The sequence below is a fragment of the Gimesia sp. genome (assembly GCF_048262075.1).
In the GTDB taxonomy this organism is placed as follows: Bacteria; Planctomycetota; Planctomycetia; order Planctomycetales; family Planctomycetaceae; genus Gimesia.
This window is the reverse complement of record NZ_JBLXFK010000002.1, coordinates 718,982-742,913: the sequence shown is the minus strand read 5'-3', so window position 1 is coordinate 742,913 and position 23,932 is coordinate 718,982. Positions and strand designations below refer to the sequence as shown.

Below are 23,932 nucleotides of genomic sequence, written 5' to 3'. Positions count from 1 at the left end.
TATGGTTTGATCGCATTTTTTCACCAAACCCTCGATTCCTCCCTCAAAATTTGCAGTGTCAGCACTATAAATCTTGATACGATATCAAGTTCTGATTCCTGTTGAGCGAAAGAGCGGTTATTGATGGTTGAGAATGAACAAGCGGCGAATTCCACAGACGACCTGGTTCTGCTGACTGGTGCCACCGGTTATGTCGGCGGACGGTTGCTGCAGGCACTGGAACAGCGGGGACAGCGACTGCGGTGCCTGGCGCGGCGGCCTGAAAATCTGCGTGCGCGGGTGGGGGAAAATATTGAAGTCGTAGCCGGCGATGTGCTGGAAGCGGAAACCCTGCCGCCAGCGCTGGAAGGCGTGAAGGTGGCGTATTACCTGATTCATTCAATGGGTGAGAAAGGTTCGTTTGAAGAGAACGACCGCCGCGCTGCTGAGAATTTTGCCAACGCGGCCCGGGACGCGGGGGTCGAGCGGATCATCTATCTGGGCGGACTGGGGAATGAAGCGGAAACACTCTCGCCGCATCTGCGGAGTCGCCAGGAAGTGGGACAGATCCTGCGGGAGTCAGGCGTGCGGGTGCTGGAATTTCGGGCGTCGATTGTGATTGGTTCAGGGAGCCTGTCGTTTGAGATGATCCGTTCTCTGGTGGAACGCCTGCCGATCATGATTACACCCAAATGGGTCATGCGGTCGGCACAGCCGATTGCGATTGAAGACCTCATCGCTTATCTGACTGCAGCGCTGGATGTGGTATTACCTGCAAGCCGAGTGTTTGAAATTGGAGGAGCCGATGAAGTTTCGTACGCGGAAATCATGCGTGTGTATGCCCGCTGCCGCGAGATTCGTTTACGAATGATTCCGGTGCCGGTACTGACGCCTTACCTGTCGAGTCTGTGGCTGGGTCTGGTGACGCCGCTCTATGCCCGAATTGGTCGCAAGCTGATTGAAAGTATCGTGCATTCAACGGTCGTGCAGGATCAAAGTGCGTTGCAGGCGTTCGCTATCAAACCGATGGGCATTGAAGCCGCGATCCAGCGGGCGTTGATCAATGAAGAACAGGAGTTTGCTGAGACGCGCTGGTCGGATTCGCTGTCTTCGTCGGGTTCCCTGCCCACCTGGACCGGGGTCCGTTTCGGAACGCGGTTTATTGATTCCCGTTCCGTTGAAGTCGCGCGACCTGCAGAGATAACGTTTGCGCCGATCCGCAGGATCGGCGGCGATACGGGCTGGTATGCCTGCAACTGGTTGTGGCATCTGAGGGGCTGGCTGGACCTGTTGGTCGGCGGGATTGGTGTCAGGCGTGGTCGGGCGAATGCTGAGACGCTGCGTGTCGGCGATACGGTCGATTTCTGGCGGGTTGAAGCTTATGAACCGAATCGGCGGTTACGACTGCTGGCAGAGATGAAGCTGCCGGGGCGCGCGTGGCTGGAATTTGAAGTGACCGGCACAGGTGAGACGTCGACGATCACGCAGACAGCGATCTTCGATCCTGTCGGTCTCTGGGGGCGATTGTACTGGTACGCGGTCTGCCCGCTGCATCACTTCGTGTTTTCCGGCATGATACACAACATCGCGGCTGCTGCAGAAGCGATGCCAGAACGTGATGCAGGTTCTGCAGAAACCGGGTAGCTCTCCAGCTCTGTTATGCGTTATTGAATCGAGTGGGCTGCTTGTTGTAGGATACAGTAAGCTGCGGACAGCGCAATCATTCACTCTGATGTGAGGCACTCCATGAAAAAAGTTTTACTGACCGGATTTGAAGCCTATGGTTATACGCCGATCAATCCAGCGGAATCGGTGGCGCGGGCGCTGGAGGGGGTGTCAATTGGAGATGCGGAGATTGTCTCGCGGATTGTGCCGAATACGTTTTTCAAATGTATTGATTTCGTTACAGCAGCGATGGAAGAAGTCCAGCCGGAACTGGTGTTGATGATGGGCGAATACGGGGGACGCTCGATGGTTACCGTGGAGCGGCTGGCGCAAAACCTGAATGATGGGACGCGATACGGTTTAACCGACAATGCCGGCCAGTCGTTGCAGGGGGATTTGACGGCTGCGGAGGGGCCCGTTGCATATTATGCGACGCTTCCCTTACGCGCCATGGTCAAAGCGATGCGGGCGGCTGGCGTTCCGGCCGACATCTCAGATGCAGGGGGAACGTTCTGCTGCAATCACCTGATGTATGGCGTCCTGCATCACATCGCGCAGGAACAGTTACCCATCCGGGCGGGTTGGATTCATCTCCCTTTTCTCCCGGCGGTGGCTGCCCTGGAAGAGAATCTGGGGGCTCCCAGTATGTCTGTTGAGACGTCTGTAACAGGAGTGAAAGCCGGGATTCAGGCCGCCCTGGACCATCCTGAGGATCTCAATGAAGTCAGTCCTTCGCGTCTGTTGATATGACGTAAAGATCTATATATTAGTTGTTTATATCAATCGTTAGATGTCCGAAATGGATTTCTGCATTTTTCTCTGCTTTCTCGTGAAGCGACTTGACGCTTTCCTTTGCGGCTCGCTATATTATTGATATTGAGACTCAGTGTCATTTAGGTGTCTGGTTTCAATATGACTGTTTATTTATTTTTCTGGATTAGCCCGCAAAAGGTATCAGATCCGATGCAGAGGCAGTGTGACGAGAAATTCCTTTCTCCCCTGCTCTCGTGAATCAGGTCTCCTCAGTAGCCAGCCAATCGCTCCGGCGAGTTTCACTTCCGTGTGGGAAGTGAATGTCCCGATTCCTGGTTTCCCTCTGAAGGAGATACTCACCATGTTGTCTCGTACAACACCTCGTCCCCGTTTCCGCGCTCCGCAGCGCGCTGGTTTTACTCTGATCGAACTGCTGGTCGTGATTGCGATCATTGCGATTCTGATCGCGTTGCTGTTACCCGCTGTTCAACAGGCACGTGAAGCGGCCCGCCGTACTCAATGTAAAAACAACCTGAAACAGATCGCGCTGGCGACTCATAATTTCCACGATACGTTTCTGCGGTTCCCCTATGCCGTTTCAGACTATGAAGTCACTGCTGATCTGTCGGATCCGAATAATTTACCTGGTGCGACCTGGATCACGGGACATATTGAAATTATGCCCTACCTGGAACAGGATGCCGTAGCACGGCGCTGGGATAAAGAGCAGCCACGAAACAGCACTGATGATTCGGATGGAGATGGCTTCACCAATGCGATGCTGGTGCAGATGATCGTTCCCACATTTTTATGCCCCTCAATGACAATGCCCAGTGCACCCCTTAGCGATAACCGGGCTCCTGCCAGTTACATTTTCTGTTCTGGGACAAAGGATCCGATGCATTTTCAATATCCCGGTGCTTTTGCTCCTGAGGAAGCATTCGATGGTGCAATTATTCCGAGGCGATTAAATCCCAATGACTCTGCCAGTCCCAGTTATCAGAAAAAAACAAAAATGCGTGATATTACAGATGGGACAACCAATACGTTCCTGTTAGGGGAAACTGATTTTGCACCCCAGGGTAAACCATCAACTACCTATGGCTGTGTCTGGGCTTATGGATATATCGGCTACTCATGGGGGAATACTTATCATCGCTTTAATAACCATAAAGTAGACTCTGCGGATCTATTTTATACATACGGTGCTTTTCGCAGCCAGCATCCTGGAGGAGCACATTTCGCAATGGCAGATGGTTCCGTCCATTTTCTTTCAGAAAATATTAACTATGAATTGTACCAGGCACTCTCGACTCGTGCCGATGGTGAGATCGTTGAATTTCCTTAATCATAGGTTGAATACCAGGCTGCGACTCGCATGAAAATATACCGGTCGCATGCCTGTATTCAGGAGAGAAATATGTTTCGCGTAGTGTGTGTAATGTTAATGCTGTGGCCAGTGGTGCTGACTGGTTGTGGTGGTTCTGATTCTGAAGTTCAGGTGGGCGTTCCTTCGAATGTTACCGCGCCTCCGCCGATTTCGCTGGATGAATGGAATCAGATGACGGACATTATTTTAAAATATGACATTGCGACCCTGGAGCGATTGAGGGCCAGTGATCCCAAGCTGGAAAGTGAGAATGACTGGAACAAGTTTATGCAAGAGGTGGTCATGCCAAAAATGAAAGAGGAACAGCCCCGTCCACCACAAAATTAGCCTGAACTTCAGGTGAAGCGACTCGTCTCCCGAATCCTTAACTGGCATGAGCAACCAGCTCGGGACGACGTTCTGTGAAATGGGATTGTCCTGCTGTTAGCTGGATGTTCGATTTCAAATCACCGCTGTTTCCGCAGTCGATGACTCGCTGAGGGAAGTCTGCATTTCAGTACTTTCCTCAGCGGGAATCGATGCTGCCCTGCCCTGCTCCTCACAGACATTCTGTCGCAGTTCCCATTCTGAACGCCACTGTTCGTTATTGAAACAGAACCTGCTCTGCGCGTTGACCGTTCAGTTTGTCTGACATGCGACCGTTGCCGCGAGCAACTATCCGCGGTTTCTCCTGTATTGCAGGTTCTGCTAAGAATCAAGCACGCTGGCATACGATTTGCGTTCTGTTTTTCCTAATTCCAAAACAACAGATGGTAGTGCGCGTGACCGTCTAAAAACTCGCTGCCACGACAGGCACAGAGGGATGTCTGCTGCTGTTGTTTTTATTCGTTAGAATCATTCACCGCTGTTTATGGAGGAAGAAAATGAGCCTTAAACAATCCTGTATCGATGCCTGTCTTAAGTGTGCCACAGATTGTGAATTCTGTCTGGACGCGATGATCGGTAAAGAGAGTGATAATGACTGTCCCCACTGCTGTCGCGAGTGTGTTGACATCTGCCTTTACACCGCTCAGGCGCTGGCCCGTAACAGCAAGTATTCATCACAGATCAGTCAGCTCTGTGCAGAGATCTGTACCTGGTGTGCAGAGCAGTGTGAGGCCCACGAACATTATCATTGTCAGGCGTGTGCTGACTCCTGCCGGAAGTGTGCAGAGGAATGTAAGGAAATCGTGGCTGTCTGACAGCCGTTGTGTTCCAGGCGAATGCCCTGGATCAATTGTCTTCTGCACCCATGGCGGCTGTGGAAGAAATTGAGCAGGCATTCCCCTGGTTGAGTGGGAATTAACCAATTATTTAAAAGAAGGAATAAAGGACACAAACACATGTCGAAATATAATTTACAGGGAAAAACAATCGCCTTTCTCGCCACTGATGGTTTTGAGCAGGTCGAACTGACCGAGCCTTGGGAAGCTGCCAAAGCAGCAGGTGCTGATGTGCAGTTGATCTCACTGGAAGCAGGTGAGATTCAGGGAGTGCATCACGACGAAAAAGGAGATCAGTTCTCGGTCGATCAAACCGTGGATGCAGTGAGCGCGGAAGATTTTCATGGACTGGTCTTACCCGGTGGCGTGTTTAGTCCGGATGCGCTGCGAGTGAACGAAACCGCGATGGATTTTGTACGTGACTTCTTCAAACAGGGAAAACCGGTGGCGGCGATCTGTCACGGGCCGTGGTCGCTGGTAGAAGCGGATGTGGTTGCTGACCGCCGAGTGACTTCGTGGCCGAGCCTCAAGACCGACCTCACCAATGCCGGCGCGACGTGGGTGGATGAAGAATGTGTCTGCGATAACGGTCTGGTGACCAGTCGCAATCCGGATGACCTGCCCGCTTTCTGCGATAAAATGCTGGAAGAATTTGCCGAAGGCAAACACGCAAAGCAGACTGCTTAAGCGACTTGATTCAGCCCGGTTCATGTAATCTTATGCTGGGCCGAGAAATACATGCCAGGACGTACCCTGCAGTGGATGTGTCTCGTTCCACATACATCCGTTGCAGGGCGTTCTGCATTAATAGGCGGAATCACAGGGGCTTGTCTGTTGCGAATGCGTCGGTGTTCGGTTGATTGTTAAGTGTTTATTTAAGTACTCTTCGACTTATTGACATCAGAACAGGCTTTGCCATAATGTCTGTTCTTCTGGCCAGTGGGAGATTCTGGTCACCTAAAGTTCAAGCCCCAGTTTGATGAGCGACGATGTCAGCAAAGCGACTCCGAATAAACCGAGATGAAGGTGACTCAACCACAAAAGTGGTAGTATCGCTGATGCTGGCAATTGCAGCATTTGGCTGGGCGTTTGCAGCAGCTGCGTACGCGCATCAGAAAGAGGGGTGGCGGCAGGAGTCGACCAACCTGACTGAGGCAGATCGGTACGGTATTCAATACGATAAGCGATTTAAGGATGTCGGCAGCTTCAGACGGCAGTCCCGTGCCTCCTGGAAGGATTTTATCTGGAATGCCATACGCCAGGTGCCGAATGTTGTATCTGTCATCGTATTTAATTTCCAGCATCGATTGTGGCTGATCATTCTGTTTGCTGTTCTGGAAGGGGGCGCCCTGTTTCTGGGTTATGTGATGTCAAAAATTGATTGAAGCGGGTAGGTATCATGTCAGAAGAAGAGTATCGAAGACCACGTCGTAAGCGTAAACGAAAAACGACCGTTGAAGAGTTGACGAAAAAGAAGAAGTCAACGAGTGTGAAAGCAGATACCAGGCCGAAACGCAATAAAAAGAAAGCGAAATCAAACGATGATGAACCGTCGACGCATAAACTCATCGCGCTGGTGATGCTAGGGATTGCGCTGTTTGGCTGGGCGTGTGCTGCCGCCGCCTATGCCCATGCGAAAGAGGGCTGGCGCAGCAATGAAGTCGAACGCTTTGCTGCTGAGAATGGAGGCGATCTGGAGTCTGACTCGCGGACGACCCGACGGAGAGCTGCCCTGAGTGCGATGATCAAGACCGCTTTCGTTGCGTTTATGGGATTCGTCGGGAATGCCTTTCGACAGATTCCGAATTTCTTCTCCGTGATCGCGTTTACTTTCTCAGAGCGATTGTGGCTGGTGATTCTGTTTGCCGTTCTCGAAGGGGGCGCTGTGGGGCTGGGATACATTATGGAAAAAGTGGGCGAAAGTTTTGTTGATTCACCTGAGTACCCGTAGACATTTCTCCTGCCTGATTCCGGGATAACCCCGAATTGCTTCGGGGCTACTCAGGTGATCAATCTTAATGACGTGGAGAAGGTTCTCAGGATTGCGCGTTGACACTGTCAACCTCCTGCTCGCTGCGCTCGGCCCGAATATGCATTCGGGCTTACCCTTTACGCTCTTTCGTGGAGTTTCGTGTTTTTCGTGGTAGAAAAAAATGTGAAGAGCGGAACTTTCTTTTGTGTGTAGCAGGACTGAAGACGCTCTATTTGTCTTCAGGTTTCGGCAGATCATCGAGTTTGAACCGGACGGCGACGACGGAGTTTTTGTCTTTGTTATCGCGGTACTTGACATAGGTGGTAGCAACGATCGTGCCATCGGGGAGTAGTTCCACACCGGGATAGCCGCAATCTCCGGTACGTCCGTGATGATGCAGCAGTTTGACGCGGTACTTACCATCCCGACCATTGACGATGTCGTCATATGTGCCGACCCAGGCGACGAAATGTCCGCGGCTGGAACTGCCTGGCGCCTGATCGCGGAAGCAGACGACCAGTTGACCGTCTTTTGTGAAAACCTGTTTGTGTCGATCGCCGGTTAAGCCCCAGGGAGTGTCGACGGGTTTGGTCCAGGTGGCACCTTCGTCGTTGCTGAACATCATCAGGCTGCGACCTTTGTGGGTATTTTCCCTTAGCAGACAGCAGAGCTGATTGCCATCCGGGCTGCGGAAGACACAGGGTTCACAGGGGTTTTTGCCTGCAACTTCGGCGACCACGTGCGGTTTCGACCAACTGAAGCCGCCATCGTCGGAGATGGTCTGCAGAACGACCAGCGGGGCGCGATCTTTGCCGTCTGGGCCTCTATGGTACAGACCGAGATAGCGACCATCTTTCAAGCGAACCATACTGCTGAACGTCATCACGCAGGGAAACCCGAGCGGCGGCATTTCTTTCCAGGTCGCGCCGTTATCTTCACTCATGATGCTGGGCATCCCGGGGCCGCCGCGTTTCCCGCGAGCTGCCGAGAAAACCCAGAGGCGTGCTTTGCCTGCCGGATCCAGCATACGGTAGATACTGGGGCAGTTCTGATGTGTCGAGTAACCAGCGGGCAATCGCTCATCGATGCGGGTCCAGGTTTTACCACCATCTTCACTTTGCGCCATGGGACCGGCAGAACCGCCGTGGTTGATACACCAGACGGCGAGGATCGTTTTTTGATCGGGCAGCAGTAACGTTGTGGGATGTCCCTGGTAGACCTGGGGAGTGCCAGCGGCGATGACAGAATGCTGCTCTGTCTGTCCGGAGACATCAATCAGAGGGAGTTTGTCGTCGGCAGAAACCGGGAGTGCATTCGTCAGCAGAAGTAAGATCGTGAGGAGGGAAAACAGGGGTTTCATGAATTGTCTTTCTCAGTATTCAAAGGTTGAGAATTTGGTGTGATGAAAACAATAGTTTGTTTTGTGTTGGCTGATTGAGAATCTGTCAGGACTTCAAGTCGAAGTTTTGGTTCACCGGTTCGGAGCTGGATTCAATCTCGACAGTCAGTTCTGTTTTTTCATTAAAACGCGCGGGTAAATATTGAGTGGTGGGAACTTCTTCCGGACCGCCATCTGAAACAATTTTGACATCCGCTTGAGGGCGATCTGCAGTGATTTTCACCTGGCAGGCACCGATGGGGACACCTCCCTTATTTTCGACACGGTATTGTCCTTCTTTGATAATCGCGCCTGCCTGAGGCGCTTGTCTGCCCGCTGCAGGGATGAACCAGATTTCTCCCTGTGAGACCGGCTTTCCATCGAAGGTTACATTCCCTGTAACGATGACGCGTTCGGGACCCTGTTCCGCAGAACCACAGCCGAAGGAAGTCAGACCGAGTAACACACTGGAGAGCAGTATTAAAGATTTCATATGACATCACTTTCGTGTGAAGATGAGTTTATTTCGAAACCTGGTGCGCCGTGTTGAACAATCAGCAGGTGATGAATACGGGTCACCTGCGATTAGAGAGTGCTCCCTCGATTACAGGAATCGAGGGAGCCACACAGCAGGCACGAGGGTAATTCGAACAGTGCATTTAAGGGAAGCTGATGACTTCCCGTCCAGCGCGTGTGGTTAATGATTTCAGGACGCCGGCATCGATATTTTCCGAAATGAAATGAACGCTGCCGTCACCCATCAGAAAATGGCAACCTCCTGTATGCCAGCTGGACGCTTCCTGCGAAGCGAGGGTCCAGGTTCCGTTTCCGGGAGAGGTATGCGGCCCGTTGATGCCACCGGCGGTATCAATGTGATTGACGACGCTCCAGTAATTACAATCGAACGACCCCGGCAATCCTCCGGCGACTTCCGCGACAAACAGGGTATTGCTGGAACCATCAATCACGTCGCGCATTCTGGTATTCGAATTGTTATACAGCATGCCGTCGCCGTCTGATCGTCCCCAGTTGGCTGCGCATTCCCAGGTTCTGGAATCTGCGACTCCTGCCATGTTGGAACGTCCCAGGTCGTCTTTATTTCCGGGGCCGCCATTGTTAATCCCACCGGTACGGTTACAGCGTGGTTCTGACTGCGGATCGGAAGGACATAAGAAGACATTGATGGTGGCGCCGACCGCCTGAATATCATTGGAAGGGGCTACATTATAATTGGTGCTGAAATCGATTTTCTTGTAGATCGCGTTGGCTTCCAGGAACGGTAGAATCATGGCGCCCCAGCTAAAGCGATAGATGTCATTCTGCGACCAGACCGCACCTGAGCAACCCCGGCCTGAATCACGGTGATCCGAAAGCGGGAAGATCGTGTGGGTTTCATGGTAATTATGGAGTGCCAGGCCGACCTGCTTGAAATTATTCTTACAGCTCGAACGGCGTGCCGCCTCGCGGGCCTGCTGGACGGCGGGGAGGAGGATTGCGATCAGAATGGCGATGATGGCAATCACGACCAGAAGTTCAATCAGTGTAAATCCGCGCTTGATTTTCATGATTCTCTCCAGATGAGTCAGGGAAATGAAGTAAATGGGATAGCCGTTTCTCTCTCCATGCTCTCAGAACTGATGCGAATGACAGTGGATTCTGAGTAATAGTGAGACGAGTTATAAAAGCATTTGACACAATGTGATAACGTGTTATAACATGATGTTACATATTCTCAGCGAAGAAGAATCGTTTGTCAACCGGAAAATGAAAAATGCATGAAGTCACGCATAATCTGGCCGATCGGGCCTATCGTTATATCAGGCAGGAAATGCAGGACGGCTCACTGGTTCCCGGTTCACAACTGGTAAATCGTAAGCTGGCTGCAGAGATCGGTGTGAGTGTGATTCCGGTGCGGGAAGCAATTCATCGCCTGGTCTCGGAAGGCCTGGTTGAGCATGTGCCCGGAGCGGGTGCATTTGTGCGGAACCCGAATCGCGAGGATCTGGAAGAATTGTATATGCTGCGGGATGCCTTGGAGAGTTGCGCAGCAGCAGAGGCCTCGCGGTATATAACCCCGCATCAGTTGGATGACCTGGACTCGATGCTGGCCGAGTTCTATGAAATCCGGGATCTGATTTGCGAGCGCACTGATGGCCACGCGACTCCGGCTCAGTTTCATCGCTGGCTGGATCTGGAGGAATCTTTTCACGAGACCGTGATCGATGCCTCGCGGAATCGTCTGATCGCCAAAGTGATCCGTGAGCATCGCGCGGTATCGACGGTGTTTGAATCACAACGTAACAGTTCGAGAATCCTGACGGTCGACCTGGCAGAGAAAACCTGTAACAGCAAGGCAGAGTTGCTGCAGGCGTTGCGAGACGGGAATGGTTCCCTGGCCCGCGAAGTGATGAGTGCCCAGATTCAGCGCGGTTGCCGCGATGTGCTGGCATTTCTCAGGCAGGAACGGCGTTCCTGAAAGAATCCAGCGCTCACGCTGCGGGCGGACACACAGGTCCACCCGGCAGTGATGTGAGTGCGGAACTGATGAACCATCTTTATTTTGTCTTCAAGTCGAAGTTGAAGGTGTTTTCACCCGGTTGGACTTCGGCTTCGAGTGTCGTCTTACTGTTATATTTCGCTGGAATCTCATTATTCTCATCAGTCGTGGTGGGCATGACTGCGTCGTCCCCTTCCAGTTCCATCTCATCTTCTTCAGTGGAATTACTGATGATCACTGTGTTGTGACCCAGTTTGCAACCGGGGGTATCGCGGATGTAGATTAATTCATAGTTGCCCGCTATGTCTGTTTTTCCAGTGGCGGGACGGCCGCTGTCTGGTGAAAATGTCACAGAAACACCGGCGAGGGCATCCCCATCCAACGTGACGGTCCCTTTGACCTGTCCTAATGTGGGCTGGTCACTCGCACCGCCTCCACAGCCTGCCAGGCTGAGGCTCAGCGACAGTAGTGTGATCATCAAAATTGCATTCGGTTTCAATTTCATGGTTCTACTCATTCTCTAATAAGAAGTGTCTTGTGCGGGACACTCAAAGCTCAGGGGAGATTCTGTTATGAACAGTGTTTCAGAATCTCGCTGCGTGACATCTCGATTTGTCTCTTTATTGCCTGAGGCTGTTTGAGCGTGGCTACTCTCGAATCATCACGGTCATGATTCGAATGGTAAAGAACTGCGTCGCTTTCTACCGCGACGCAGTTCGTATCGCGTTTTGACTTAGTAATCAGCGCCTAAGGTTTCCCGTTTGGCTCTGGTGCTGAGGGCCCGGTACAATCCCATGTCGACGTTTTCGGAGAGGAATTTTACTCTGCCGTCACCGAACACGAAGTGAGCCCCACCGGTGTGATAGCTGCCGGCAGCTTCTTCGCCGTAGGAGTTGATGGGGTCGTTGCTTTCCGCGGCAATCAGGTACTCTGTCATTTCGGTAGGAGGATTACTGTCTGCTCCGTTTGAGAAGCAGTGCTTGCGGTCGCTGCCGCCGCCGCCCAGCATGTCGGCATCTCCACCCGAGTCAATTACTTCGCTGACGAAGATGGTGTTCGACAGACCGTCGGTGACATCGCGAAAAGCAACGCTACTGCTGATGAAGAAGACCCCATCGCCGCCCATGCATCCACCTGTGGCTGCCATGCCGGCGGCATCGGTAATACCACCGCTGTAGCAGTTATCGCCTGAACTGCCGATGAGCGTGCCCATGTTGCCGTTGTAATTGGAAGGAGAGTATCCGTTCTTTTGGACTCCCTTGGTCACGTCAGGCTGGGAAGGACACCAGAAGACGGAAAGAACCGTCTGACCGGCCAGTTGCTGTTTGGCATCACTTACGCCGCCGGACTCGGACCCCATCCCACTGGAATCCGGTCCCTGAATGGCATCATACAGGTTAGCCTGGTCCAGATAAGGCAGCAGGCTGGCGTGCCAGGTCCAGCCATGTCCATTATAAGTCGTGCCCGAACTATTGAGCAGCACGATACTGCCGGGCGGCAGTGAGTTGTAGGCTTCGTGATAATTGTGAATCGCCAGACCGATCTGCTTAATGTTGTTTTTGCAAGTGTTGCGACGGGCTGCTTCACGGGCCTGCTGGACAGCCGGCAACAGCAGGGCAATCAGGATCGCAATAATCGCAATGACGACCAGTAGTTCGATGAGTGTGAACCCTCTTCGATTTTTCATAAAAACCTCTTCTTAAAAAATTGTTTAGCAGAAACGTGTACTAGAAAAATAAAGACATTTCGTGCAGATAGGATTCTTCTGTTAAAACAGAAATGATGATTAACCAGCTGGAGTACTGACCTTTGATGATGCTTCCAGGAATTGGAGAAAACGAGTTCTTCCTCGATTTGTTTGGCGGGATTCTAATCCTGTAATGTGAATACAATGTGAAGAATGTGTGATCTTAGAAAGAGTTAAACTGATGCTTATGGGATGTTTTTCCGTTAAGAAACAATGAATAATTTCTTGATATGACTTCATAGTCTGGTTGAGAGATTGTTTTCGCGAACTATTCGCTGAGCTGTTGTGTCTGTGTTATGAAAAGCACTGCAATTCAGGGATCTGCTGAAATCTGGGAGGATTCATGAATTCTTAACGTGAAATACAAGGAAAGATCATGCGAGTCTATCTGGACGATGAACGACGTGCCCCCACGGGCTGGCAACAGGTACGCAGACCTCAGGAAGCAATCGAATTATTAAAGACAGGCGCCGTCCGGGAACTCAGCCTGGGTAACGATGCACGAGGCACAGGCATTGAAGTGCTGCGTTGGATTCAGGAAGCCGTCTCGACCTGCGATTTTGATCCCCCCGTGATCGACGTGCATACGGTCAATCCCGCGGCCCGCAACCGGCTGACTAATGGCATCCGCACCATTCAACTGATGACAGAGTGTTGCTGCGGCGCGGATTGACGCGTTCGCTTATCCTGGAAAATCAGATCCCATGTCCCATCAGACTTTGACCTCACAGTTCGCAGCGGCGGAAGCGGACGCTGATCCCTTCCAGGTGCTCTACGCGCTGGCCAAGTCACTCCGTGATCGGGGTCTGCCGCGCCCGGACCTCTACCGGATTTTTGTGAGTTACTATCGGAGGTGTCCAGACGACGATCCCTTCGCAGAGATGATTGGCGATGTTCTGGATTACATCTGGGGCGGAGGCTGGGGGAAAGCGGCACTGGAACTGTATGAGACGCCTCTCTCCAAGGACGACCTGAAGTCGTACGTCGTCGACGAGTTGGAAGACTACGATGGCTGGCTTCAAGCTTTGGAGTGAGGTTCGGGGGGTGTATTGAGGCCTGCAGGGAACAGCGTCACTTTCTGAACGGTTCGGTTAAAGATTCGCATGCCGGTTGTTGGAAGGGACGATTCGTTTCAAACTGGATTTCAGCGGGCTTTTCACTGATTTGATGTGAGTGACAGGCGCAGGATGCCAAAAAAATTCCCCCCATTCTTGCGTTGAAAAAACAGCAAAAACGGGGGGCTGGAAGTCTGCCTTGGAGTCAGACAGCAAGATTATTTCTTCTTGCTGGTTTTCCCTTTGGCAGTTTTGGTTGTTGGCTCAACAGTTTTGCCAGTTTGCTTTTTGGCACCTTGCCCAATCTTAGAAGTAGATTTGGCCATCACTCGTTCTCCAAATAAAAGGAGGTTAAGAAACAGGTATGAACTAAGATATTCATATCGACGCGTAAGTTACCAATCTTTGCAGAATTTGAAATATCAGTGTTCACAATTTTTAAATTTTTGCGAAGAATATTTACGACGGGCATTTTTACGGCGCTCTCTCCAGGCGTCACAGCAGCGACGAACTGTCGCTGCCGGTGGCCGTGAGGGGATTGTTCCCCTGCTCTGCTCCTGCTTTCACTGAATGAAAAACAGTCACCTTGTCCTGACTTCGGAGAACAGAAAGTCTGTCAGGGTGTTTGGGTGATGAGAGGTGGCGGTCTCGAAATGCCAGACCACAAACGGGCGGACTTGTGTGTCCGCCCGCGTGTCTGTTTACCCGGAGGGGGGATTGAATCCGTTCGCATCCGAGTCTTGTTTTTCGTGGTTTTTCAGCTTAAAAATCAGGTCCCAGCGTTTCCCGCTTGGCCCTGGTGCTGATGGCCCGATAAAGGGTCATGTCCATGTTTTCGGAGAGAAAGCGAACACGGCCATCGCCGAACACGAACTGGGCACCGCCGGTGTGGTAGCTTCCGGCTGCCTCTTCTGCATAGCCGTTGATCGGGTCGTTACTTTCCGCAGCGATCAGGTACTCGCTCATTTCTGTCGGCGGGTTGCTGTCGGCACCGCCGGAGAAACAGTGCTTGCGGTCACTGCCACCACCACCCAGTCGGTCGGCATCTCCACCCGAGTCAATCACCTCGCTGACGAAGATCGTGTTGGACAGGCCATCGGTGACATCACGGAAGGCCACGCTACTGCTGATGAAGAAGATACCGTCAGCGCCCATACATCCGCCCTTGGCTGCCATCTGAGCGGGAGTGGTAATCGATCCGCCGTAACAGTTATCCCCCGAGTTACCGATGAGCGTCCCCATGTTGCCGTTGTAGTTGGAAGGAGAGTAGCCACCCTTCTGGACGCCGGTGGTGACATCCGGTTGCGAAGGACACCAGAAGACAGAGAGCACGGTCTGACCGGCCAGCCGCTGTTTGGCACTGGTGGAGCCGCCTGACTCGGCGCCCATACCACTGGAGTCGGGGCCTTGAATCTGGTCATACATGTTCGCCTGGTCGAGATAAGGCAGGATGGTGGCATGCCAGGTCCAGCCATGCCCATAGTATTTCGTTCCATTGTAGTAGACGATGCTGCCGGACGGCAGTGAATTGAAGCTGGAGTGGTAGTTGTGTAAAGCCAGTCCGATCTGTTTCAGGTTGTTTTTACAGCTGTTGCGGCGGGCGGCTTCCCGGGCCTGCTGGACGGCTGGTAACAGCAGGGCAATCAGGATCGCAATAATCGCGATGACTACCAGCAGCTCAATTAATGTGAACGCTCTTCGGTTCTTCATTCGTCTCCCCCTTAGAAAGAATTAAATGTGCAGAAGTTTGCAGTGAAAGAAAAAATTTGTTGAGAATGGAATCGTTCTGTCTAAATAAAGGCAGTTGTATCGATTGCAGGAAAGGTCATCTTTGATGAGGGTTTCCAGCGATTCATGTTTGATGAGAAGAGTTCTCTCTTTGACGGGCGTGCGGCGAGTCTACAGCAGGAATGTGAAGATTTTGTGAGGGCAATGTGATGTTATGAAGGAGTAAGCGGAACCTGATGTAATTCTTTCGGTTAAGAAAATGTGAATAATCAGGACCCGGTTTTTAAACCAGGGGACGCTTGGATAAATTCAGGTATTCAAATCCTTTGACAGACGGTGTTTTATGTCCTGAGAAACTGAAAAAACCGGGGTTTGCGGGGACTGACCCGGGTTCATGAAATCTTCATGGAAAACACAGGAAAGATTCATGGACGGCAGGTTTGAGAGATAGAAATCAACTGACGATTGGTGTCGCAGACCAAAAAAATTATGAAATTATTGTGGATCGAAAAGAAAAAACGAACCTTTTGTATTTTCAGGGGGTTCACCTGCCCTGCGCTCAGGTTCGCGCTTTGATCTGACTGATGATCGTGGGGTCAGTGATTTTTGTGTCATCTGCCAGTAAAAAGGCTTTACTGAGAATGATCGAGAGCATGTTGTCTCCTTCAAAGGGGAGAAACAGATTGTTCGTACTTTTGCCGACGATGGACTGGTTGGGCACGATGCAGAGATAGGCGTCGTGAGGCGACATCAGAATATTGCCACTGCCCAGGTGGATCTTGTAGGTATGCAGCGTTCCCTGGACCAGCAGAAATTTATCCTCAAACGCACACTGGCTGGCGATTTTGAGCCGCGGGACGAGTCGCTGCAGGATCTCTTTCCGGGTCTGGGCGGTCTCGCTCAGATCGCCGAACGAGAAGCTCTGCCAGTAATCGACGTAACGTCCTTCCGGTCCGCTGTCCGACCAGGTGGGATCGTTGGCGACGGAAGCGACGCCGACAAACAGGTCGACATCGCGCATCAGTTCGCTGAAAACCAGTGGCGGGATCTCTTCCAGGTTGATCGGGGTGTCGCTCCCCTGCTCTCCCCAGGTGCCATAACCGCCTCCACCGGCGTGAGACACACGCGCGGCCGCTTCCAGTGGATAAAAGCGGACCTGGTCCGTCGCGAGATAGAGGTATGTGCCGGCATCATTGGTGTCCACTCCGTAATTGTCGCCGATCCCTTCCACCCAGAATTCGGCCCGCAGATCCCATTTAGGCAGCAGCCTTCTGGCCGGGAGAAAGAAGTCATCCACCATCAGCCGCAACTGGTTTTTCCAGCCCCGGGCACCACACAAGGCATTGAACTGATGCTGTTTGATGATGTGGGCGGCGTAGCGGTTGGAATAGACGCCTGTGTTCCGTTCCGCGTCTGTCAGCAGGTAGACTTCCCGGTGTGCCTGTTTGAAGGGCTGCTGAATTTTGTGTGCTTCCAGCCAGTCGCGCCAGGCAATGATCTCCTCGGTTGCATGTTCAATCGGATGCCAGAGTGTGACGGTTGTGGTGGCAGTCAGGTTTTCTATGGGGGTGCTGTTGCGATCAACCAGTTGACCGTCGAGCCAGATGCCATCGACGACGTTATCGCCTGATTTGAAACACCAGATGATTCGCCGGGCCAGCGTGCCGACCAGGGGATGATCGAGATAACGCTCCTGCCAGATCACGAACGGCCAGACTTTCTGTTCCAGGAACAGGTTATCGATGCGCTCGCGCTGGGCGGGCAGCATTTTCTGAATGTCTTTGGCGCTGGCCTTGAGTTCCTTCAACTCCTCGGGGAACTCTTTCTTGACGGCTGCGGGAACGGATTTCTGCGGCTTACCGTCCGGTTTGAGCCATGTGAGTTGCGTCGTCGTAGTGCCGGTGATGGTGAGTTGGGCGGTGAAGTCGCCTAATGGCTCTTCGAGCTGGCCGACCTCCGTCAATCCGTAGGCGGGCACACCCATTTCTTCGATCTCTTCCCGGGGAACCTGCATCCGCTCGGCGGTTTCGTTGAGTGCTTTTTCGATCCCTTTCTGGGCGGTGCCGAACTTGATTTTGACTTTCAGAAATGCCAACTGACCGAGCGCCGTTTCATTGGAGATCTGACCCAACGCCCAGACGCAGGCATTGCCGACCTTAATGGCGCGGGGGCCCACGCCGGGCACTTTCTTGTAGGTGGAAATCGCCAGTGCAGCCAGCACGCGAGCCAGTCGAGGATCATCGGTCAGGCTGCAGCACCAGGCGAGGCCTTTGAGGGTATCGGTGTGAAGGTCGATGAGCATCATATTCGGGTCGGGACCCCAGCGACGGGGATTCAAAGACTGTGTGCGGGGCTTGTCGACCAGGGGGAACCACTCCAGCAGAGTGTTGGTGAATTGTTCTTCGCCGATCTCAGCAACCAGGGGTGTGGCTGTCTTCACCCATTTAGCGGAGGGCTTGCCGGCCGAAGCGGTCTGGCAGTGAGCAAGTAAGGCCCCCCACGCATTTTGCAGAGGTCCGGGCATCGCAGCACTGTCGGCTAAGGCTTTGTCCGACCAGGCTTCCCCCGCTTTGAGCGGAAAACGGGTATGATGATTATTACTGAGTGACTGGAGGGTTCTGATGAGCGGGAAGACTTCCTCGTCCTTTAATTTGAGCAGGGCTTCTGCCAGACCGGATAGTGATTGTCTGAGCTGGTAGTCTGGACTTTGTTCAGACTTATCCAGATAACCTTTGACGCGTTTGATGAATGCTTTTATGTGAGGATGACTCCACTCATCGTGGGCCCTGGTGCGGGCACAGCAATCCGCCAGCCAGGTATATTCGGGCATGGTGAAGGGGAGATTACGGCGGATCAGCCGGGCTGCAACGTGGACAGGCACTTTAGAATACTCAGGTCTCTGCTCTGGCAGTGAATCATAAATTTGTTGGAAGTTCTCGGGCCAGATGTTGTTGTAGCGGTCGTCGTAGCCCAGATACCTCAGACCGAAAGCCAGAAAGATAAAATCACGCTGGACGGCTTTCTTTTCTGCCATGATCTCTTCCACGCAGGGGAGACTGGCAATTTCTGAGAAGTCGCAGACCTCTTTGTTTTCTGTGGCGATCAGTAACTTTCGATAGAGTTCATCAGCGCGGGGGGAATATTGCATGGGCGTACTGTCAGTTCCGGGGTGAGGGGCGTCGGGTGAACGGTCGGTCGAGCGTGGGGCGCGATCAGCCACCCACGAGCAGCGTCAGCTTCAGGAATGAGACTTCCGATTGTGGCGTGATCGTAATCTGTTCGTCCAGCGATTCGGCCTGCCGCTCGTTGACGAGGATCAGGATCTGGTTCTGTTCAAAGGCCGCGAGTGCTTTTTCGTACTGTTTGTTCCAGTCGATCTCGCGACTTTTTTTCAGCTTGAAGCCGTTGAGCGTTTCTTCGGTATCGGTGGGCTGGATCAGGCCCCGGAAATGTTCGGTTTGCTTAGTGTTATAGTCTTTGACGTCCTGGTACACCCGGCTGCGAATCAACTCGCGGACGGTGATGTTTTCCGTGAGAAATTCAAGCGTGATTTCGCCGGTAATTTTTCCGGCCATGGTTTCATCACGAATGGTCAAAGTGGTCGCAGACATGAAGGTTCCCTTCTGTAAAGCTCAAGAAGAACAGAATAGTCTTACTGTGCGATTGTACTCTGGTCGGATTTGGGATGCCAGTATTGAATCTGTGGAAATCGTATGATTCATTTGATCTTCATTTGCTGCGACGAAAAGCATGAAAGTGGCTGGAGTGAAATAGACATGCTTATAATGTGTTGTCGTTCGTCTGCGTAACTGATTGGAATCGGCCATGCTCATCGACTAAACTGGAATACGCCTCGCAAGCGGTTTTACTTGAAGTTGCTTTCATTCAGGGAGTTTGTTGTGGAAGTCAGACATAAAGGGGAACTCTATGTCATTGGCAGTGTGATTCTGCTGGTGATTGTCTGGCTGCTGGTGTGGTCTTTCTGGACGCGGCACCTGACGATCACCTTTCTGGATTCCGGCAAGCCAATTGAAGGCTTAACGATGGAAGTGATTCTCGCCAACGCCCAGGAACTGAACGGAAAAGTTTTCCGCACGAATGCCGACGGGCAGATCATCCTCTCGCGGCCTTCGGTCAACTGCGACGCCGTCGTGATTTTGCGGTCTCCGAATGGCAGAAGAGTGAATACATCGCTGCCCATCAAACGGGTTTCCTGGACCAGTTTCGAGTTCGGTCCTACTTATGACAAAGACCACATGTTTACGACGAAGTCTCCCGGACAAACGGTGACACAACGCAGCTTCCCCGACCCGCCCAGTAGCGAATAAGACTCTTTCGACTAAACAGACGCTGTCTGACTATACGGGTGTTGCGTGTGGGGTCATGCTGCCGTTAAAATAATGAATCAGGGCTGACACAATAACAGAAGACCTTTCACAGACAGACACGAGGACCAAACCCATGACCGGCATGATTTCGAAGGCGAGACAAACAGTAATCCTATGGGGAATTCTGCTCGTCTGCGGAACGGCAACCGTGCAGGCGGCGGAACCGGTCTGTGTGTGGGAAGTGGTCACCACGTATCGCAAGCACCTGACTGACGGGCGGCTCACATTGATGTCGGACGGCAAGACGGATAAGGGACTCCCCTGGACTCTGATCCGCGATACCGTCGATTTCGGCCAGGAGGGAAAAGCCGATCCGCGTGCGGGCGGCGCGTTTTATAAAGGGAATTGGGTAGGCGGCTGGAACATTGATGCGCGTGTCATCATGAATAACGCCACGCTCAAGACGGAAATCGTCGCTCCGGAAACGATGCCCAAGGAAGCCGGGGAAAGTATGATTGGTACCAAACCCGCGCCCGGCCTGCAGGATTCGATTGTCGATGTCTGGGAGTTCGTGGCGATCCTGCCGGGAACGAACAGTTTCATCAGGCTGACCTGCGACTTCACACCCAACAAACTGGTGATGGACGGCGACCATAAAATCGGTACGTACGAATTTCAGAAGTCGGCGGTGGTAGTGAACTTCGTCGATCCGCAATTTGGCAGCGTTGTGTTTGCAGAGAAGCCGGACAACGTACTTTCGGGAAAAGGGAAAGCGGTGAACCGCAAACGCTGGGACCTGAAATTTACCCGCGTGCAGCGACTGGCCATCTATCGCTCCCAGGATAATAAGGATCTGGTGCTGTATACGAATAATCGTGCGCATGCCCCGCGTTACACGCCCCATTACCAGACGACCTTCAACTGGTATTTCACACAAGTCGGCAGGCAGAAGAAACTGATGATCCGCGGCCTGGAAGCAAAACAGTCCGCCGGCGGTCGCAAGATCACCTGGTACAAAGAAGACCTGGTCCTCATCGCTGGCGTCCCGCTCAGGTAACATCGCAATGGTTCCCCACGCGGGAGGGGAGATTGACAGGTTCTTTTTTACTACCACGAACAGCACGAAATGACACGAACGTTTCTGACGGGTGAGATCAGAAACCAGGGGTGGTCCTGGATGGAATCCGGGACGAGCGAAGCGAGCAGGAGGTCTCAGCTGCCGGTGACGAACGTTTTGGGATGAGAGGAATCTTCCTGCCGGAGTCGTCAGCTCAATCAAGACGTTGTTACTTCTGGAACGCTGGCAGGTATTTAAATTGCCCCCAATGTCTTATTGTAAAACTCAGGTGTCAGCGTATTCCGGGAATCGATTTACAGCTATTTGAATGAGACGCATCAAGTCGCGCCCTTGGCCTTTCGTTAAAGATTTCCAAACGGAAAAATCATGATTTACAGGAGCTGAACTGGGAGTAGCGTGAGGCCATGGATACTCTGTATTTGGTCCATTGTTGGCAAGCGCTGGAGCAATTCGTTCCAGGTCATAGGCGATTGGTAATACCGATCTCAACCAACTTTGGAATTGATTATAATTTGTAAAAGTAAAAAGAGTTGCAATTCGTTCTCGATCCGTCTGACGGATTTGTCCTAAGAATCTGAGAAAATGAACAAATCCAGCATGGCTTCTGGGAGGAGGGGAACCAGACCTCCAGAAATATGCCTTTGCGATTTTTTCAGTCACCATCTGAAGATAATGGAGGGTGTGGCATTGAGCAATACCAGCGCTTTTTAAGAGGATAAAGGCCTCATGATCAGATTTTGCCTGATGCCACCATTGTTCCTGATAACGATTCATTGGGGAAGGGTTTCAAACTGGTCATTGGGGAATGCGATCAAATCGTCAAGAGACCAGCCGTTTGGCAATGACAAATTTTCAGATTGAATCTGTTGCCATTGTGCAGGTGTCACATCAAGAACAAAGAGTCTGTGAGCATTTTCAGTTCCCATGTCGATACCAAAATCAATAGGTTCCAACGAGTCCTCAGTTCGATCTCCGATCAAAGTATTAATTTCAACAAAGCGAATTTCGCGTTCATCTGCATTCGTTGGCAGATAGAAGATCTTTTCAATTCCAGGGTCAGTTTTAAGATGTTCTTGAGCATACCAACGTGCCCAGGAGTCTCTGTCAAAATTATCTGGCATGATTCTTACTTCCGGTTATTACTGTGTCATAGTCGTTGTAAATATCCATTGCGGGATCGTTCCAGTCACTGGATTCACAGGAACGGGTGAGTAGCTTGCGGAGGTCTTCTTCGGTTACTTCATCCGAACGCCCCTTGCTGATGTCACCAGAAATTTTCGTGTAGATGTCTTTTCTTATCAGGATACATTCTGTCCCTTCGATATCCACGGGGATTTCTTCGCCGCGAGAAATCGCCTCTGCTTGCTCTTTTGTCAGTTTCATGGGAACCTCGAAGGGAATTGTTACAGACCAACAAAAGTGTGGCAATCTTTTTTTCAGAAAACGATCTGAAAGCATGTCTATTATAGCGTTCTCACAGGGGGTATATCGAGATGTATTGTCGAAATTTTACTGCTTCTGAAACTTGAGCAGTTCACCCCGCTGGGCTGCCTCTATTCTCCGGGCAGCAATTTCGCAGTACTGCTCGGATGCTTCGAAGCCGATAGCATAGCGTCCCTCTAGAACTGAGGCGACCAGTGTTGTTCCTGAACCACAAAATGGGTCGAATGCCAGACCAGTGACAGGGACACATTGGATCAGACTCTGCATCAATTGTGTTGGTTTGCCTGTCATGTGATGTTTGTCTGTTTGCTTTACGCCGATTGAATAACAACCAGCAAAAGGTCCCCGGTCCGTCAGTCGGGGTACGATTCCTTTTGTACCCCAGGGGATGTATTCGCACTGATGTCGAAAGTATCCTTTGTGTGGTGCTCGGGCTCCACCTCCCTTGTCCCAACTTATCAGCCCTTTATAGCAGAAGCCTCCTGCCTGGATTGCATCAGTGGTTGTGGCCAGCTGTCGCCAGTCTGTGAAAATCAGACAATATGCTGATTCTTTACTGGCATTGAATGCCTGGCTGATCCAAAGTGAGCACCAATATTTAAATGATCTTTGATCTCGGAAGTCACCACCAAAAGAAGGACGGCCGAGGGTTTTACTACTCTGGCAATATTTTTTAGAGGGATCAGCCATTACAGCACTGCCTGCTGCACCTGAGCAATACGGAGGATCTGTAATCAAGGCGTCAATTACATTAGCTGGTAGCTTTCTGCTTAGTTCAAGTGTATCACCTTGATAAATGGCAATCCCTTTCGATTCAAAAAAAGGTTTACCCAGCTTTTTCTTAGCCGCTTCATATTGTTTGTTTTTTCTGCGGTTCGATTGTTTTCGAGCCATTAGCTTTTGTTCTCCATGTGTTGAAATCTAACTTGTGGCTTCGATTCTAGATCGTTTGTGTATCATGTGTCCGGTCTAAATACTTGCCCAACAGTGCCACCCGATTTCTGGGTACTCATACACCACAACTTCCCAACATTCAGCTCCCCTCCCCCGTGCCGATTCTTATCATTTCCTTTCTGTTGCTCTGCTGGTCTTTTTTTTGGGCTGGTGGGGTTGGTTATCTGTAGAGGCCCAGGAGTTTGTCCAGGCGTTCGCGGGCTTGGAGTTGTTCGCGGGTGCTCGTTTTCGGGTTGGCGATGATGTTCTGGTAGAAGTTTACTGAATCGGCGAAGAGTTGTTCGGTCCGTTTTTCTTCCAGGATCATCAGCAGTTCGAGGCTGGCGGCGACTTGTTGTTGGCTGTCGCGGCTTTCGATTTCCCGGCGGGCTTTCTGGATGTAACGTTCGATGGAGCGTGGCTTGAGGCCGGTTTCGGCGGCGCACTCGGTTTTGATGTCGCAAACGCGCGCGTTCAACTCCAGCTGGAGCATGATCATATTGATCAGTTGGGTCCGTTGTTCGAGGCTCAGACGCTGGCGGGTTTTAAGAAGGGAGTCGGTCATGAATTTTATTCCTCTCTGTGAATTCTGGTCTGGTGATCGCGTGCCGTGCCTGCCCGGGTGTGTCAAGGATCTTCGTGAAGGGCGCGCGGGGGTCAAGGGGCATCTGAAGAAAACGAGTGGTCGATATGAGTCGATACCGGGGCGATCCGGGGCGGGAGCCGGGCGGTTCCGGGGCGACGACTTACGAAGTGCGGCGATCCGCAGGCATACAGCGCGAAC

26 protein-coding genes are annotated in these 23,932 nt (G+C 51.9%); 13 read left to right on the top strand and 13 right to left on the bottom strand.

Annotation, left to right across the window (positions count from 1 at the left end; genetic code table 11):
* Window positions 1-123 precede the first annotated feature (123 nt).
* The 8 genes from ACN0YH_RS06525 (at window position 124) to ACN0YH_RS06490 (ending at window position 6,940) form a co-directional block, all read left to right on the top strand.
* The gene (locus ACN0YH_RS06525) at window positions 124-1,623 is read left to right on the top strand and encodes an SDR family oxidoreductase (protein ID WP_417378753.1); all 1,500 of its coding nucleotides are present in this window, start codon (window positions 124-126) and stop codon (window positions 1,621-1,623) included.
* 102 nt (window positions 1,624-1,725) lie between these two features.
* Window positions 1,726-2,394: a pyroglutamyl-peptidase I gene (pcp, locus tag ACN0YH_RS06520; RefSeq protein ID WP_417378752.1), complete on the top strand. Its 669-nt coding sequence runs from the start codon at window positions 1,726-1,728 to the stop codon at window positions 2,392-2,394.
* 364 nt (window positions 2,395-2,758) lie between these two features.
* Entirely contained in the window at window positions 2,759-3,745 is a 987-nt protein-coding gene (locus tag ACN0YH_RS06515; protein WP_417378751.1) for a DUF1559 domain-containing protein, read from the top strand.
* Window positions 3,746-3,817: 72 nt separating this feature from the next.
* Window positions 3,818-4,114, top strand: coding sequence for a hypothetical protein (locus ACN0YH_RS06510; RefSeq protein ID WP_417378750.1), 297 nt, complete (start codon window positions 3,818-3,820; stop codon window positions 4,112-4,114).
* A 536-nt stretch (window positions 4,115-4,650) separates the two neighbouring features.
* Entirely contained in the window at window positions 4,651-4,968 is a 318-nt protein-coding gene (locus tag ACN0YH_RS06505; RefSeq protein ID WP_417378749.1) for a four-helix bundle copper-binding protein, read from the top strand.
* A 141-nt stretch (window positions 4,969-5,109) separates the two neighbouring features.
* Window positions 5,110-5,676 carry a type 1 glutamine amidotransferase domain-containing protein gene (locus ACN0YH_RS06500; protein WP_417378748.1) on the top strand — a complete coding sequence of 189 codons (567 nt, stop codon included), beginning with the start codon at window positions 5,110-5,112 and terminating at the stop codon, window positions 5,674-5,676.
* A gap of 302 nt (window positions 5,677-5,978) precedes the next feature.
* Entirely contained in the window at window positions 5,979-6,374 is a 396-nt protein-coding gene (locus ACN0YH_RS06495; RefSeq protein WP_417378747.1) for a hypothetical protein, read from the top strand.
* Between the two features lie 14 nt (window positions 6,375-6,388).
* Complete coding sequence (locus tag ACN0YH_RS06490; protein WP_417378746.1) at window positions 6,389-6,940, top strand: hypothetical protein; 552 nt, start codon at window positions 6,389-6,391, stop codon at window positions 6,938-6,940.
* Window positions 6,941-7,190: 250 nt separating this feature from the next.
* Here the strand turns inward: ACN0YH_RS06490 and ACN0YH_RS06485 are convergent, their stop codons facing one another.
* The 3 genes from ACN0YH_RS06485 to ACN0YH_RS06475 all read right to left on the bottom strand — a co-directional run bounded on the left by ACN0YH_RS06485 (window position 7,191) and on the right by ACN0YH_RS06475 (window position 9,904).
* The gene (locus ACN0YH_RS06485; RefSeq protein ID WP_417378745.1) at window positions 7,191-8,321 is read right to left on the bottom strand and encodes a sialidase family protein; all 1,131 of its coding nucleotides are present in this window, start codon (window positions 8,319-8,321) and stop codon (window positions 7,191-7,193) included.
* Window positions 8,322-8,406: 85 nt separating this feature from the next.
* Complete coding sequence (locus tag ACN0YH_RS06480) at window positions 8,407-8,832, bottom strand: hypothetical protein (RefSeq protein WP_417378744.1); 426 nt, start codon at window positions 8,830-8,832, stop codon at window positions 8,407-8,409.
* A 166-nt stretch (window positions 8,833-8,998) separates the two neighbouring features.
* A complete protein-coding gene (locus ACN0YH_RS06475) occupies window positions 8,999-9,904 on the bottom strand; it encodes a DUF1559 domain-containing protein (RefSeq protein ID WP_417378743.1) in 906 nt (301 codons plus the stop codon).
* A gap of 206 nt (window positions 9,905-10,110) precedes the next feature.
* Here ACN0YH_RS06475 and ACN0YH_RS06470 point away from each other — a divergent pair, with 206 nt between their 5' ends.
* Window positions 10,111-10,815, top strand: a complete 705-nt coding sequence (locus ACN0YH_RS06470; protein ID WP_417378742.1) for a GntR family transcriptional regulator — start codon at window positions 10,111-10,113, stop codon at window positions 10,813-10,815.
* Between the two features lie 79 nt (window positions 10,816-10,894).
* Here ACN0YH_RS06470 and ACN0YH_RS06465 read toward each other — a convergent pair whose 3' ends face one another.
* Entirely contained in the window at window positions 10,895-11,341 is a 447-nt protein-coding gene (locus ACN0YH_RS06465) for a hypothetical protein (protein WP_417378741.1), read from the bottom strand.
* A 228-nt stretch (window positions 11,342-11,569) separates the two neighbouring features.
* Entirely contained in the window at window positions 11,570-12,523 is a 954-nt protein-coding gene (locus tag ACN0YH_RS06460; RefSeq protein ID WP_417378740.1) for a DUF1559 domain-containing protein, read from the bottom strand.
* A 436-nt stretch (window positions 12,524-12,959) separates the two neighbouring features.
* On the opposite strand from ACN0YH_RS06460, the gene ACN0YH_RS06455 reads away from it, so the two are divergent.
* Both ACN0YH_RS06455 and ACN0YH_RS06450 read left to right on the top strand, forming a co-directional pair.
* Entirely contained in the window at window positions 12,960-13,256 is a 297-nt protein-coding gene (locus ACN0YH_RS06455; protein ID WP_417378739.1) for a cyclic-phosphate processing receiver domain-containing protein, read from the top strand.
* Window positions 13,257-13,287: 31 nt separating this feature from the next.
* Window positions 13,288-13,617 carry a hypothetical protein gene (locus ACN0YH_RS06450; RefSeq protein WP_417378738.1) on the top strand — a complete coding sequence of 110 codons (330 nt, stop codon included), beginning with the start codon at window positions 13,288-13,290 and terminating at the stop codon, window positions 13,615-13,617.
* A gap of 783 nt (window positions 13,618-14,400) precedes the next feature.
* On the opposite strand, the gene ACN0YH_RS06445 is transcribed toward ACN0YH_RS06450, so the two are convergent.
* The 3 genes from ACN0YH_RS06445 to ACN0YH_RS06435 all read right to left on the bottom strand — a co-directional run bounded on the left by ACN0YH_RS06445 (window position 14,401) and on the right by ACN0YH_RS06435 (window position 18,977).
* Entirely contained in the window at window positions 14,401-15,348 is a 948-nt protein-coding gene (locus tag ACN0YH_RS06445) for a DUF1559 domain-containing protein (protein ID WP_417378737.1), read from the bottom strand.
* Between the two features lie 577 nt (window positions 15,349-15,925).
* The gene (locus tag ACN0YH_RS06440; protein ID WP_417378736.1) at window positions 15,926-18,586 is read right to left on the bottom strand and encodes a DUF4132 domain-containing protein; all 2,661 of its coding nucleotides are present in this window, start codon (window positions 18,584-18,586) and stop codon (window positions 15,926-15,928) included.
* Window positions 18,579-18,977: a hypothetical protein gene (locus ACN0YH_RS06435; RefSeq protein WP_417378735.1), complete on the bottom strand. Its 399-nt coding sequence runs from the start codon at window positions 18,975-18,977 to the stop codon at window positions 18,579-18,581. The genes ACN0YH_RS06440 and ACN0YH_RS06435 overlap by 8 nt, the downstream gene beginning before the upstream one ends.
* A 288-nt stretch (window positions 18,978-19,265) precedes the next feature.
* On the opposite strand from ACN0YH_RS06435, the gene ACN0YH_RS06430 reads away from it, so the two are divergent.
* Complete coding sequence (locus ACN0YH_RS06430; protein ID WP_417378734.1) at window positions 19,266-19,694, top strand: hypothetical protein; 429 nt, start codon at window positions 19,266-19,268, stop codon at window positions 19,692-19,694.
* Between the two features lie 133 nt (window positions 19,695-19,827).
* A complete protein-coding gene (locus tag ACN0YH_RS06425; RefSeq protein WP_417378733.1) occupies window positions 19,828-20,751 on the top strand; it encodes a hypothetical protein in 924 nt (307 codons plus the stop codon).
* Between the two features lie 285 nt (window positions 20,752-21,036).
* On the opposite strand, the gene ACN0YH_RS06420 is transcribed toward ACN0YH_RS06425, so the two are convergent.
* The 5 genes from ACN0YH_RS06420 to ACN0YH_RS06400 all read right to left on the bottom strand — a co-directional run bounded on the left by ACN0YH_RS06420 (window position 21,037) and on the right by ACN0YH_RS06400 (window position 23,713).
* Window positions 21,037-21,546, bottom strand: a complete 510-nt coding sequence (locus ACN0YH_RS06420; RefSeq protein WP_417378732.1) for a hypothetical protein — start codon at window positions 21,544-21,546, stop codon at window positions 21,037-21,039.
* Entirely contained in the window at window positions 21,543-21,893 is a 351-nt protein-coding gene (locus tag ACN0YH_RS06415) for a hypothetical protein (protein ID WP_417378731.1), read from the bottom strand. Before ACN0YH_RS06415 ends, ACN0YH_RS06420 begins: the two co-directional genes overlap by 4 nt.
* Window positions 21,883-22,155: a hypothetical protein gene (locus ACN0YH_RS06410; protein ID WP_417378730.1), complete on the bottom strand. Its 273-nt coding sequence runs from the start codon at window positions 22,153-22,155 to the stop codon at window positions 21,883-21,885. The genes ACN0YH_RS06415 and ACN0YH_RS06410 overlap by 11 nt, the downstream gene beginning before the upstream one ends.
* A gap of 126 nt (window positions 22,156-22,281) precedes the next feature.
* Window positions 22,282-23,109 carry a DNA-methyltransferase gene (locus tag ACN0YH_RS06405; protein WP_417378729.1) on the bottom strand — a complete coding sequence of 276 codons (828 nt, stop codon included), beginning with the start codon at window positions 23,107-23,109 and terminating at the stop codon, window positions 22,282-22,284.
* Between the two features lie 220 nt (window positions 23,110-23,329).
* Window positions 23,330-23,713, bottom strand: coding sequence for a hypothetical protein (locus ACN0YH_RS06400; RefSeq protein WP_417378728.1), 384 nt, complete (start codon window positions 23,711-23,713; stop codon window positions 23,330-23,332).
* Window positions 23,714-23,932 lie beyond the last annotated feature (219 nt).